Annotated in this window: 11 protein-coding genes; 3 read left to right on the plus strand and 8 right to left on the minus strand. The window is 68.3% G+C overall.

What is annotated here, in order from left to right:
• The first annotated feature begins 45 nt into the window (after positions 1 to 45).
• Positions 46 to 396 carry a hypothetical protein gene (locus AC5W7N_RS20115; protein WP_163814992.1) on the plus strand — a complete coding sequence of 117 codons (351 nt, stop codon included), beginning with the start codon at positions 46 to 48 and terminating at the stop codon, positions 394 to 396.
• Positions 397 to 429: 33 nt separating this feature from the next.
• On the opposite strand, the gene AC5W7N_RS20120 is transcribed toward AC5W7N_RS20115, so the two are convergent.
• From AC5W7N_RS20120 to AC5W7N_RS20140, 5 genes are all read right to left on the minus strand, one after another.
• Positions 430 to 2,874 carry an ATP-binding protein gene (locus AC5W7N_RS20120; protein WP_495921980.1) on the minus strand — a complete coding sequence of 815 codons (2,445 nt, stop codon included), beginning with the start codon at positions 2,872 to 2,874 and terminating at the stop codon, positions 430 to 432.
• Positions 2,875 to 2,984: 110 nt separating this feature from the next.
• Entirely contained in the window at positions 2,985 to 3,563 is a 579-nt protein-coding gene (locus AC5W7N_RS20125) for a dihydrofolate reductase family protein (RefSeq protein ID WP_228821627.1), read from the minus strand.
• Positions 3,564 to 3,702: 139 nt separating this feature from the next.
• Complete coding sequence (locus AC5W7N_RS20130) at positions 3,703 to 4,611, minus strand: hypothetical protein (RefSeq protein WP_495921981.1); 909 nt, start codon at positions 4,609 to 4,611, stop codon at positions 3,703 to 3,705.
• A 162-nt stretch (positions 4,612 to 4,773) separates the two neighbouring features.
• A complete protein-coding gene (locus AC5W7N_RS20135; RefSeq protein WP_495921982.1) occupies positions 4,774 to 5,496 on the minus strand; it encodes a MerR family transcriptional regulator in 723 nt (240 codons plus the stop codon).
• 61 nt (positions 5,497 to 5,557) lie between these two features.
• Positions 5,558 to 5,854, minus strand: coding sequence for a WhiB family transcriptional regulator (locus AC5W7N_RS20140; protein WP_163814986.1), 297 nt, complete (start codon positions 5,852 to 5,854; stop codon positions 5,558 to 5,560).
• Positions 5,855 to 6,005: 151 nt separating this feature from the next.
• Between AC5W7N_RS20140 and AC5W7N_RS20145 the strand changes: the two genes are divergently transcribed.
• Positions 6,006 to 6,374 carry a DUF1707 SHOCT-like domain-containing protein gene (locus AC5W7N_RS20145; RefSeq protein ID WP_163814984.1) on the plus strand — a complete coding sequence of 123 codons (369 nt, stop codon included), beginning with the start codon at positions 6,006 to 6,008 and terminating at the stop codon, positions 6,372 to 6,374.
• A 10-nt stretch (positions 6,375 to 6,384) separates the two neighbouring features.
• On the opposite strand, the gene AC5W7N_RS20150 is transcribed toward AC5W7N_RS20145, so the two are convergent.
• A complete protein-coding gene (locus tag AC5W7N_RS20150) occupies positions 6,385 to 8,766 on the minus strand; it encodes a serine/threonine-protein kinase (RefSeq protein ID WP_195021406.1) in 2,382 nt (793 codons plus the stop codon).
• Between the two features lie 128 nt (positions 8,767 to 8,894).
• Positions 8,895 to 10,463 (minus strand): amino acid permease, encoded by a 1,569-nt coding sequence (locus AC5W7N_RS20155; RefSeq protein ID WP_495921983.1) that lies wholly within the window; start codon positions 10,461 to 10,463, stop codon positions 8,895 to 8,897.
• 213 nt (positions 10,464 to 10,676) lie between these two features.
• Between AC5W7N_RS20155 and AC5W7N_RS20160 the strand changes: the two genes are divergently transcribed.
• Positions 10,677 to 11,771 (plus strand): SPFH domain-containing protein, encoded by a 1,095-nt coding sequence (locus AC5W7N_RS20160; protein WP_495921984.1) that lies wholly within the window; start codon positions 10,677 to 10,679, stop codon positions 11,769 to 11,771.
• Between the two features lie 317 nt (positions 11,772 to 12,088).
• Here AC5W7N_RS20160 and AC5W7N_RS20165 read toward each other — a convergent pair whose 3' ends face one another.
• Positions 12,089 to 13,087 carry an NAD-dependent epimerase/dehydratase family protein gene (locus AC5W7N_RS20165; protein WP_495921985.1) on the minus strand — a complete coding sequence of 333 codons (999 nt, stop codon included), beginning with the start codon at positions 13,085 to 13,087 and terminating at the stop codon, positions 12,089 to 12,091.
• Positions 13,088 to 13,504 lie beyond the last annotated feature (417 nt).

Here is a 13,504-nt window from a genome sequence, read left to right on the forward strand (position 1 = left end):
GCCGCCGACCCGATGCGGGCACTGGCACAACGAACGGAGCAGACCATGAGCAGCACTTTCCACCGGGGCACGGTCCGCAAGATCCTGGCCACCACCGCCCTCGCCGGCGCGCTGGCCCTCGTACCCGCCGCGGTGGCGCCGCAGATCGCGGCCGCGATGCCCGCGGGCGCGGACGCCAAGGCTTCCAGCCAGCGCGGCGACAGCCACAGCAGCCGTGGCAGCGACAGCCACGGGCACGGCCACGGGCGTGGTTACGGTCAAAGCCGCGGATACGGCCAGGGACGCGGTTACGGCTCGCACAACCACGGCGGACTGCGCAACTCCTCCAGCCACACCGAGTCCGACAACAAGCCCGGCTACAGCAGCCGTTGCCACGGCGAGTGCGGCCCGGACTAAATCCCGCAGGCACCGCCGACCACGATGATCGAATCAGCGCCCGCGCGTCCGCCTCGGGCGCTGCGGTCGTTGTTCGGCCTCCGCACGCACCCGTTCGGCCAGCTCGGGCGGCACGTGGGCGGCAATATCGTTGCGGGAGGAGATCATCAGCTTCTGCCGAATACCCGCCACCTGCGCGTCGACGGTGCGGACCGAACTGCGCCGCCGGCCGGCGATCGCGCTGTTGGGCCAGCCGGCCGCGGCGAGGATGGCGACATCACGTTCGGCCCGCGACAGGGCGTCCCACAGGCGCGAGCGCGGCGGGGCCGGGTGCTCCCCCGGTCCGTCCTCGCGCCACTGGCCTTCGCCGAATGCGGCCGCCGACGCCTCCATGGCCAGCCGCAATTCGGCAGCGACCAGGGGCAGCGCCGCGACCGCCACGCCCATCGTCCGGTCGAATTCCTCGAAACTTCCCACCATGCGGGCGATCTCGGTGGCCATCGCGACCGCTGCGCGCCGCTCGCGTTCGGCCTGCAGCAGCCGGGTCTTGGCGATGATGCGCGCGGCGACCGCCCAGGTGGCGGTCCAGCTGTCGCTGGTGCGTCGCAGATCCGCGGGCAGCGCGTCGATCAGTTCCAGCGCTTCCCGCGCGCGACCGTGTTTCGCCAGCGCGACCGATCGCGTGATCTGCGCCCACGCCTTGGTCAGATTCGAGCCGGAGCTCATCGAACGCTCCAGATAGCGCGCGGAACTGTGCAACGCCGCGGCCCGGGAACCGAGCGCAGCGCGGCACAGGGCCAGGAACATATCGCTGCCCTCCTCGCCTGCGTGATCGCCGGCCTCCGCGTATTTGCGGCGGGCCCGGTCCAGCACGCTGACGGCTCGCGGGTCGCGACGGACGAGCATCAGCTCGAGACCCCACGTCCATTCGACGGGAGCGGGCAGGCCGGTATCGATGCCGATGGTCTCGCGCCACGTCACGCCGGTCACCGCATCGGTGCGGCACAACGTCACGCATTCGTCGAGCAGCCGGGCCGCGTATTCGTTGCGGCCCTGCCAGATGGCATTCCACGCCAGCATCGCCGACGCGCGAATGCGATGCCTGACACCCGCCGGCGAGGACGTCTGCGCCGCCTCGAGCGCCCGCTCGGTCAGCCGGGTGACCGCCCATCCCCCGCATCGGATCGACGGGATCCAGGTGGCGAGCAGGACGGCGGCCGTCTCCAAGGCGACGACGGCGGTCTCCGGATCATCGAGTCCGGTGTCGATGGCCAGCAGGATGTTGTCCCAGGCCGTGCGCACCCACTGCACCCAAGCCCACTCGCGCGGCCCGAACCAGTCATCGGCCCCGACCACCACTCGATCGCGGTAGTAGCAGCGGTGCCGATCCGCCATGCGGATCGCCTCGGCCGGATCCCGGCGCTGCAGGCGATCCCGTGCGAACACCCGCACGCTCTCCACCAGGTACCACCGCACCGATTCGGCGGTCTGGTGGGTCGATAGCAGGGAGCGTTCCGCCAGCCGTTCCAGCAGATACTCGACGGTGCCGGGCGAGAGCAGATGATCGGCGCACACCGCGACGGCGTCGGCGAGCTCGATACCGTTGCGCACCGCGTCCGCGCCGTCGGTCTCGTATCCGGCCGCGAACACCGACAGTCGTTCCAGCAGCAGCTTTTCCTCTGGCCCGCACAGGTCGTAGGACCACGCGATGACGTCGTACACGCCGCGATGGCGGTGCTCGTTGCCCACCCGCACACCATGTGACCAGCGCATGCGCTTGTCGTCGAGATCGCCGGTGAGTTCGGCCAGCACCATTGCCGGCGGCTGATGACGTAGCCGGGCCGCGGCCAGCCGGACGAACAGCGGGCTGTGATCGACGTGGCGGCAGATCTGTTCGGCGATCTCGATCTGCTCCGGATCGTCGGGAATCGGGCGTCCGGTGCGTTCGGCGCGCTGCCGCAACAGGGCAAGCGACTGGCCGGGGGCCAGCGGCGGCACGGTGAGGATGTATTCGTCGATCCAGCCGATCGGTTCCCGGCTGGTGGCGAGAATAGTCAGCGCGGGCGCGGTGGCCAGCAGTTTCGTGATCACCCGGCCGACGCTGCGGAGCACGTGCTCGCAGTTGTCCAGCACCAGGATTCGCCGCTCGTCGGAGGCCGTGGCGTCGGTGAAGGTGCTCATCAGCAGATCCCACTCCGACGGATCGGCGCCGTCGCTGCGCATCACCGAGCGCACCACGTCTTCGTCGGCGAACCGGTCGTCGCGTTCGACCTCGGCCAGCCTGGCCCAATACACCGGTTGACGCTGATCGTGCGGTATGCGACGCAGGGCTTCGGCCGCGAGCCGGGTCTTGCCGATTCCGCCGGGCCCGACCAGGGTGATCAACCGCGCGTCACCGGCCAGCAGGGCATCCAGCCGGGCCAACTCGGCCGTCCGCCCGACGAATTCGCTCACCCCGAGGTACTCGTGAGCGGATTCGGAGAGCACTCCGTCGGACACCGGTAACACGACCATATGGACGTAAATTAGCCGATGGACCGTGCGCCGGAAGAAAATTTCGCCGGAGGAGGCCGCTACGGGGCCACTGTCACGCCGACCGTCTACCGTGTTCAGCTCGTCGCGCGGCTCGCATGCTGATAGTGCATGCCGACCACGGCGCTGTCGAAGGTCATCACGTCGACCAGTTGCAGCCCGGCGGCTTCGGGACCGGTGTGGAACAACCGAACTCCGCCGCCGAGCAACATCGGATGGACGAACAACCGGTATTCGTCGACCAGATCGTGCCGGATGAAGGTGGATGCGGTCTCCGCGCCGCCGAACAGCACCATGTCGCAGTCCGGCCGGTCGCGCAGTGCCGCCACCTGCTCGACCATGTCGTCGCCGATCACGCTGGTGTTCCACGGCGCGGTGCGCAGGGTGCGGGAGAAGACGATCTTCGGCTTCTGCTTCCAGCAGCGGGCGAAATCCAGGTAGAACGGCGAGATCCCCGGCGCCGCATCGGCGGTCGGCCAGAACGAGGCCATGATCTCGTAGGTTTTGCGGCCGTAGAGGAACAGGTCGGCGCGGCGCAACTGGTCCAGAGACGATTCGCACAGCTCCTCGTCCACGACCGGCCAGTGGACCTCGTCATCCGGTCCTTCGGCGAAGCCGTCGAGCGAAATCTGCATCCATAACGTCACGCTTCCCATTCCAGGCAACCCTCACTGTCCCTAGCTGTGCGACAGTGCGCATTGTTGCTCCGGGCCGCGGCGGCGCGCATCGGTAGGCGCGCGACTATCTACCTAGGTAGAAACGGTGCCGGCCGTGCGCGCGCTATGCCTACGCGGACTACCGCAGGCCGGCACTGCCGCTGGGCAGCGACAGCCCGAACGGCAGGCCGGGAATGTGTGGCGCCGGCTGTGCGGGTCCGCCGTCGAACAGGTCCGTATCGCAGTGCGCGCCCTGCTGCCACGGTGCGCAGGGCGGATCGGCGTCGTCGTGCGATTGCGGTGTGGGTGTGTTCGGGAAGAAGGGGCTGAGCGGATAGCCCGGGTCGGGGAACGGCCAGCGGTCGTTGTGCCAGCCGTCGTTAGGGTCGTGCGGGTGGATGGGATCGGCGGGCGCCGGTTGACCGAGGTCAGGCGTGTCCGGGCGGTCGGGGGGCGAGGGCAGTTGCGGAGCCTCACCGCCGGGGAGGGTGCCGATCCCGGAGTCCCCGCCCAGGTCGGGAAGACCGGGCAGGCCCGGATCGGGTGTACTGCCGCCGAATCCGCCGCCGGCACCTCCGTCGCCCAGACCGCCACCGAAGCCACCATCACCGCCGATGCCGCCGTCACCGAAGCCGCTTCCGGCTCCGCTGTCGCTGGTGACGCCGCCGTCACCGAGTCCACCGCCGATACCTCCATCACCGAGGCCACCGCCGGTACCGCTGTCGGTGCTGATCCCGCTGTCAGTCGTGGTCCCGCTATCGGTCGTGGTCCCGCTATCGGTCGTGGTCCCGCTGTCGGCCGTGGTCCCACTATCGGCCGTGGTACCGCTATCGGTGATCTCACCGGCGAACCCGGTGTCACTGACGAATTCGACCCCCGCACCGGCTACCCCCGCCGGCCCCGAGCCCACTGCGGATGCCGGCGCCACCGCGGAGGCGGGTGCCGCGGCCAAGCTCGCGACGGCCGCGGGGGTGAGTGCGAGTGCCGCCGCGATGGCGGCGCCCGCCCGCCATGTCGGCGTCCGCCGGGTTCCTGTGAACGCTCGCATCGCCATCACTCCGTTCCTCGCTGATCGGGATCTGGCCTGACGGACAGCCCCATCGTTGTCGCCACTCAATGTACCGTTAGTTAGCGGCGCATTAGATTGCGGGGAATTATCAGGGGTGGGAAATCAGCAGGTGGAAGCAGGGGTCAGCACCGCCGGGCGGCACTACAGCTCGGCGAATTCGGTGTCCTCGTCGAAATAGCGTGCGACGAACCGGTTCACCAGCTCCCCCGTCACTTGCCCGGGGACCACCTTGGCGACGTCGAGGCTCTCGGTGAGTTCCGCCCGATCCGCGGCGGACTGCTCGGACCGCTGGTACTCCTGCCAGACCGTGCGGTGGAACAGTTCGACGAAGCGGCGCGCGACACGATCGGCGTCGGTACGCAGTTTCTCCAGCTCGGCCAGCATGTCGTCGACCGGAATCCCGGCCGCCTCCATCTGTTCGAGGACGCGGATGAGTGTGCGGTCGGCCGGACGATAGGTGCTGGCGTCGACGGGTTCGTACAGGCCGGCCGCGACGACACGGGCCAGGCCGTTGGGCACCGCGCTGTAGCGCTGGGCCAGTTCGGTCGCCGCGATGGTGCCCTCGGTCGCGGCGCTCGCCGCGGGTTCGGCCGAGCTTTCGCTCACGCCGAGCACGTCGCCGAGATCGTCACCGCGATCCCACGCCGCGAGCAGCTCCTTGATGCCGTTGAGTTTGATGCCACGATCGAGCAGCCGGCTGATGGTGCGGACCCGGTTCAGGTGCTCGGCGCCGTAGAACCCGGTGCGGCCCTTGACCCGAGGCGGTGGCAGCACCCCGCGCTCGTGGTAGACCCGCAGGCTGCGCACCGTGGTGCCGGCCTCGCGAGCAAGCTCGTCGATCGTGTACTCCACACGCCCAGCCATACTTCAAGGAAACCACATCCGGGCGTGTCGCAGCGGGCGTGCGCGGGCGCGGCGCGTCCGCTCAGGCGCCCTGATGACCCCAGGGCCTGCGGCGCGACGCCGCCCTGCGCTCGTCTTCGGACATGCCGCCCCAGATGCCGTACGGCTCGCTGACGGCGAGCGCGTAGTTGCGGCATTGGGCCAGGACCGGGCAGCTGTCGCAGATCTGTTTGGCCCGCCGTACCCGGGCGGCGCGGGCCCGGCCCCGTTCACCGTCCGGGTGGAAGAACACCGCCGATTCCACCCCGCGGCAGGATCCGCGCAGTTGCCACTCCCAGGCGTATGCGGCCGGGATGGTGCGCTCGATCACGGTGGACATACCTGGACTCCTCATGGTGCGAGTTCGTGCCGGTGTCAGCCTAAATTCTCCCCAGATGTGGGAACCGTCACTCGAATGCGGCCCGGTGGCCTTCCCGCCCATGGCAATTCGAGTGGCCGGGCGTGCGATAACGCGCGCCTATTCTTCGGATATGACCGATTCGCCGGGGCTTCGGATCAGTGTCGCCGAGCGCGAACGCGCCCTGCGTGAGCTCACCCATCATCTGGGAACCGGCAGGCTGAGCCTGGACGAGTTCGAGATCCGCAGCGCCGCCGTGGCCGCGGCCGATCGGCCCGAACAGTTGGCCGAGCTGTTCACCGATCTGCCCGGCGCCGTGCCGGATTCCACTCCGCTCGGCCCGCCGCCGAGCCCGCTACCCGCGGTCGGCGCGGGCACGGTCGTCGTGCTCGGTGTGGTGCTAGCGCTGGTATTCGGCAGCTGGTGGTGGTTGCTGCTGCCGATCGCGGCGGCCGCCGCCGCGGCGGTGATCCTGCGACGTCTACCGCGCGCGAAGGGCTGACCGCCACCGTTCACCACCGGCTGTGCGGCCGCACCTGATTGGCGAGATCGACCAGCCGGTATCGGTGCAACCGATCGGGTGCGGTCCGCGCCAGAGCACGCAGACAGGTTTCCAGCCCGCGCGCCAAACCCGGTTCGGTGAACGGGAATCCCAGCAGTGTCGGCCCCTGGGTCGGCGCCGCATGGCCGGCGCGCAACCATTCCAGCGCCGCGCCCACCACGATGACCTGCAATTGCAGGGTGCGCGGCTCTTCGGGCAGGGCCTCGAGCCGCTCGGCGGCCTCGCGCAGATCCTCGGCGATGATCTCGCCCACCGGGCGTGACACCAGCAGCAGGCATCCGGTCATCCGCGCCACAGCGTGGTGCCGCGATGCGACAGGCACCTGGTCGAGCACGCCGACGGCTTCGAGCAGTTCACCATCGGCGGCCAGCCGGCGAGCCAACCCGAACGCGGCACTCACCACGCCGTGGTTGGTGCGCCACACCATCCGGTGATACTCGGTGGCGGCGCTGTGCCAGCGATCGGCGTGCTCGGGCTCCTCGAGATGCTGCAACACCAACTCGGCGGCGGCGGCCAACGCCAGCGCGGGCGCGATCTCCCCCGGCAACTCGGTATGCACCTCGTCGAAGCAGGCGTAGGCCTGCTCGTACCTGCCGTCGAGCAGATCGGCGATGCCGGAATACCACTGGATGCGCCAATCCCTGCCGAAGCGCGGTCGCAGTTCGGCGAGCCGGGAGCGAGCCGGACCCACCTCCCCCAGATCCAGGTGGGCGCGCACCGCCGTCAGCGGGCCCTCCAGGTCGAACGATTCGGGCGCCTCGATCGTGCCTGCGCTGATCCGTTCGGTGGTGCGTTCGAGCACGTCGAGGATGTGGCGCGGATCGCCGTGCAGCAGCGTGGCCAGCAGCTCGGCGCTGGGATCTTCGCTGTCGATGAGCGGAATGGGCAGCGCCGCGACGACGCTCGCCGCGTCCACCGCGGGCATCCGGTGCATGCCGTCGACCATGCCGTCGGTCTGGCCGATGAGCGTGTCGATTCCGAAATCACCGCGCATCGAACCGAATTCGGTGGAGGCCTGCGGATGCTCCAGACCGGTGTCGGCGGCCAGCACCATCCGCAGCACGCCCGCGAGCTGGCAATACATGGTGTAGGCGGACGGGAAACGGCGCAGCGGGTCCGGGTCGGTCGCGCGCAGCAGCAACCGGTGCAGGAACGGATAGCGACGCAGGATCGGCTGCTGCTCTGGTGCGGGCATGCCGGGCAGATAGTGGCCTTCGGAGTCGGTGGGCAGATCGAACAGCAGTGCCGCCAGCGTCCGGCCCACCGCGTAGATGTCGGATTCCACCGTCGGCCCGGTCTGCAGGATCTCCGGGGCCTGATAGCCGGGTGTGCCGTAGATACTGCCGTAGGACTCCATCGCGGCCACCGCACCGAGGTCGATGAGCTTGACCTCGTCGTCGCCGACCATGATGTTGTCGGGCTTGAGGTCGTTGTAGGCCAGGCCGATGGAATGCAGATAGTCCAGCGCGGGCAATACTTCCATCAGGTAGGCGATGGCTTCGGCGACCGGAATCCGTTCGGGCGCGCCCCGGTCGAGCATCGACTTGAGCGAATGCCCGCCCACGTACTCCATCACGATGTAGCCGTCGGCCACCTCGCGCGCGGACTTGTGCTTGACGAAGTTGAAGATCTTCACCACGCCCGGGTACGCCACCTCGGACAGGAACTGCCGTTCGGCGAGCGCGACGACGTGCGCTTCGAAGTCGAGTGGATTCTGCAGCCCCTTGAGCACTACCCAGCGATCGCTGACATTGCGGTCGATGGCCAGGTAGATCCAGCCGAGTCCGCCGTGCGCGAGACAGCCTTGCACCTCGTACTGATCGGCAACGAGTTCGCCGGGACTCAGCGCGGGCCGGAAATTGAATGGGGAACGACATCGACGGCATTCGCCCGAGACCGGGCCGGGCCCGTCGGTGGTCGCGCGCCCGACCGGATCCTGGCAGTTCCAGCAGAAGCGTTTGTGCTCGGGAACTTCCGGGTTCTCCAGCACCGCGGAGAGCGGGTCGGTCTCGGTGACCCGCGGTACCACGACCAGGCCGGCGCCGAGGCGGCGCACGCTCGGCCGCGACGGTGTGTTGCGACCCGAACCCGACTCCAGCTCGTCGAGTTCGGCCAGATCGAAATCGTCGAGTCCGGCCGGCTCGGTGCTGTCGCCGGCAGCGGCGCCGGTGCCCGACAGCGGCGGCGAAACCCGCTGGGATAGTTCGGCTTTACTGAGCCTTCGGGTGGACCAGTGCGGAGCGAGGCGGTGCGGCACCTCCATTCCGCGCATGCGCCGATCGGCCCATGCGGGCAGGCGTTGCTGGTCGGATGTGCTGGGCTGTTCCGGCATATGAACCCCTCGAACCCGTTGAACCGAGGCCTTATTCTGGTGCCCCGCACGACCATCGCGCGTCGGCACTATTCCCGGATCTGGGAACACCGCTGCCCCGGATTATGCGTCCGGGGCAGCGGCGATACTCAGTGTTCGTCGGGCTTTTCCAGGATGACCACCGCTTCCCGGGCATCCTTGCGCGGCGGACGCTCGGCCACCACCGGGAACTGGCCGGTGTGCCCGCCGCGGATCTGAGCGATCTGCAGTACCTTTCCGCGGGCCAGGAACCAGCCGCCGACCAGCGCCGGAATCATGATGGCGCCCATCGCGATCACCGCGCCGCGCTGTACCTCGTCGTCGCTGAAGGCCATCAGCACGACCACGCCGACCAGGAACATCAGGGTCGCGATGCTGGTGTAGGGCGCGCCGATGAGGCGGAAGGACGGACGCTCCACCTTGCCCTGCTTCGACCAGCGCCACAGCTGCAGCTGGCACAGCACGATCGCGGCCCAGGCGAAGATGGTGCCGAGTGCCGACACGTTGATCACGATCTCGAAGGCCTTCTCGGGCACCATCGCATTCAGGCCGACGCCGAACAGCGCGATCGCGCCGGTGGCCAGGATGCCGACATACGGCACGCCGGACTTCGACATCCGGGCGGCGATGGTGGGCGCGCTGCCGTTCATCGACATCGAGCGCAGGATGCGGCCGGTGGAGTACAGCCCGGCATTGAGGCTGGAGAACGCCGCGGTGAGCACGACCAGGTTCATCACCGAACCGGCACCGTCGATGCCGAGCTTGGCGAAGAAGGTGACGAACGGGCTCTCACCGGACTTGTAGGCGGTGTAGGGCAGCAGCAGCGCGAGCAGCACCAGCGAACCGACGTAGAACAGCGCGATCCGGGCGATGACGGAGTTGATGGCGCGCGGCATCACCTTCTCCGGGTTCTCCGTTTCACCGGCGGCCGTGCCGACCAGTTCCACCGCGGCGTAGGCGAACACGACACCCGTGGTGACCAGCACCAGCGACAACACACCCGTCGGGAACAGCCCGCCGTTGTCGGTGATCAGGCTCGGGCCCGTGGTCTGACCCTTGATGTCGAACCGGCCTGCGAGGAACACCGTGCCGACGATCAGGAAGGTGACGAGTGCGACCACCTTGATCAGCGCGGCCCAGAACTCCAATTCACCGAACCACTTCACCGACACCATATTGATCGCGACCACCAGGACCAGGGCGATCAGCGCGATCGTCCATTGTGGTATCGCCTCGAACGCTCCCCAGTAATGGACATAGGTGGCGATGGCGGTGATGTCTACGATCCCGGTCATGCACCAGTGGAAGAAGTACATCCACCCGACCGCGAAGGCGAGCTTCTCGCCGTAGAACTCGCGGGCATACGAGACGAACGACCCGGAGGACGGGCGATGCAGGACCAGCTCACCAAGGGCCCGCAGGATGAAGAACACGAACACGCCACAGATGGCGTAGACGATGAACAGGCCGGGTCCGGCGCTGGCCAGCCGGCTGCCCGCACCGAGGAACAGCCCGGTGCCGATGGCGCCACCGATGGCGATCATCTGCAGCTGACGTGGGCGCAGCGACTTGTGGTAGCCGGCGTCCTCGGCGTGCAGCGCGTCGACCGACGTCGCCGGCGCGCCCGGCTCGGGCAGTGCGGCCGCAGCCGGCGCCGAGGTAGGTCGAACAGTGGTCATGGTGATGGCCTTTCCTGTGGCGGCGATCATATCTATGGGTAATGTACCGTCAGGCAGCGGCACGTTCAATAGGTATCTACCCGCCGTAACACGCTGGAAACCAAGAACTTTCAGAAATCCCCGCGCCGGGCCACATAATCCCTGGTCATAGCCGAACGATCGTGCCGATACCGAGCGGTACGTTATTTGTTGTCACTCGCGGATGGAGCGTCCATGGCTTGGTTCGATCGGGAGTTCATCGCGGTGCCGGACACCGCGGCGGGTCAACTCGTCTACAAGTGGCCCGATGTCAATATCCGCCGTTACAGCCGCGCCATCGTCAACGCCGATCAGACCGCGCTGTTCGTCAAGTCCGGTCAGGTGGTCGCCAGCATGGGGCCGGGCCGCCATCGCGTCGACGCCGACGAATTGCCCGTGCTCGGTGCACTGGTCGACACCCTGTCCGGCGGGAACTTCTACCGGGCGGAGCTGTATTTCGTCTCCACTCGCGAGTTCCCCGGCCTCAAGTTCGGCGGCCGGCTCGCCGATATCGTCGATCCGATCAGCGAGCAGGTGGTGACACTGCGCGTCTTCGGTGAATTCGCGCTGGCCGTGCGCGATCCCGGGCAGTTGATCACCGGCCTCGCCGGCACCGCCGATCTCGCCGATCCGGTCGCACTGAACTCCTGGTGTGCGGATCTGCTGCTGAAATCGATGAAGATCGCGGTGACGCAGGGCGTTTCGCGCGGCGAATGGCCGGTGCTCGGCCTGTCGGCGCACCTGCTGCCGATCGAGACCGCGGTGCTGCGGCAGACCAACATCACCCTCTACGAATACGGCCTGCGCATCGTGCGGATGGGCAACTTCGACATCACCCTCGCCCCCGAGGACGCCGACCGTCTCAAGCGGCTGGCCAAGGACGTCACCTACATCAAGCTGGCCGGCGATTTCCGCCAGTACGCAGCCGGTGAGCTGGCATTGGGCGCGAGCCAGGGGTTCGCGCACGGCGGGACCGGCTCCGACTCGGGTTTCCTCGGCGCGGCGCTCGGGTTGAACGCGATCAGCCAGCAGGCGAGCGCGCCACCACCTCCTGCACCGGTTTCGCAGCCCGCTCCCCCACCCGCCGAACCAGCCGCGTTGCCCGCCCCCGCCGCAGCAGCCCACCAGACCTGCCCGGACTGCGCCACCGACAATCCGGCGGCCGCCCGGTTCTGTATGCACTGCGGGCATCGGCTGGCGACCCCGGCGCGACATTGCGCGAGCTGCGGGGCAGAACTGGGTGCCGCTGCCAGATTCTGCGGCGACTGTGGGTCACCGGCGAGCCCCTGATCTTTACGTGGCACACGCTCGTTCGCCTTGGCCGGGAGCGGTAGAGGCCCTTTCGCCCACCTCTGAGCGACAGCACCGGGCCGCCGGCCGAACCCACGCGCCGTCCAGCACTGTCTGCCGCGGTGTCGACTACCAACGCACGGGTTTGTCCTGCTGTTGTCGATCGGACGAGCACCCGTGGCAGTGGGCGGCACCCGCAGGTAACGACCGCGTAGAAACTGCGTCGGCGCGTGCCGCACCTGTCGTGGTTTTCCTCGTGCGCTGTGGGCTCGCCGTCGTGCCGTTCAGACGGGCGGCGGAAGCATTGCGACATGGAGCTACCGCGACGACAGGGCGGTCCGCATCCAGTCGAGCGTCAAGTGCACCCCACGATGCAGACCGGTCGCAGGCTGCCATCCCAGTAGGGCGTGGGTTCGGGTGAGATCCGGCCGCGAGGCAAGCGCGGACCCGTCCTCGGACGCGGCGTAGTCTGGCAGCGGTGGTGCCGTGCAGCTAGAAGTCGACGCTATGCCGCGGCCACCGGCTTTCATACTGCGCGGCCCACACGGATATTCCAGCCATCCGCTGCCCGCGAGCTCGATGGCGATACGCGCGAATTCGGCCAAAGTGATTGCTGGCCCACCGATATCGACCGGCCCGGCGATATCGCTGTCGAGCATTGCCACCAGTGCGGCTGCGGCATCGGTGACGTAGACGAACGACCGCGCCTTGTCATGGGCAATGTAGAGGGTCTGATCGCGCAGCGCCGCCGCGCAGATCATGGCTCCTACTCCGCCGGATGGTCGGAGGCCCGGACCGTACACCTCGAACAGCCGGGCTGTCCCGGCGTTCACGCCGCGATATCGACGCGCCGCGGCCTCGGTGATCAGCTCGGCCGCCTGCCGGATGCAGGCATGATCGGTCGGCCCGAAAGTGCCCGTGCGCGACCAGGCGCGTCCGTCGGGCTCGTCATAGCTCCGGTGCCCCGACACTACGACGATCCGGGCCCCACGCGCCGCGGCCAGATCGAGCGCGGCCAAGGTTCCGGTCGAGGCCACCCGAATCGTGTCGGCTGCCCGGCGGATGGGGTCGCCGCCCGCACCGGCGAGGTGCACCACATGCGTCACCGAATCGAGCTCGGCGAACGCGCCGAGTGCGGTCACATCGGCGGTGCGCAGCGTGAAACGCGGATACGCGTGCAGGTCGGCGAGCGCGCTCGCGCATCCGGTGCTGAGATTGTCGATGGCGGTGACCTGGTCGCCCCGCGCCACGAGCATCCGGCACAGGTGCGCCCCGAGGAATCCCGCTCCCCCGGTGACGACGACATGGTTCACCACGCACCCTCTTCTCGCCGGTATCGACGCGACGAATCGGGTGTGATGAGCCCGGCCTCCACCAGCGTCGCAAACGCGGCTCGCTTGCGAGCGCAATCGTGCTCACGGTGGTGGCGCATCGCCTGATGGGCGTCGTCGAGCGTCAACGGTGCCAGCGGGAGATCGCAGGTCCAGGCAGTCGGCCAGCTGAACGGATGTGCTTGCTGTCGGGTCTGGTCGCGGCGGTGCGCCGGGGCACGTCGCGGCGGATCAGCGGGCCACAGGCACCCGATGATGATAACCGCGATCCCGCACCGGTGAGTACCAAAGCGACACTGGACATTACGTGCAAAGAGACCACGACTTCACCCCTCGTGCCTGTCGTCGTCTGCTATTCGGGTGAGCCCGTCGAGAACTTGCCGCAATGTCGCGATATCGGTC

Source organism: Nocardia sp. CDC519 (genome assembly GCF_059509835.1).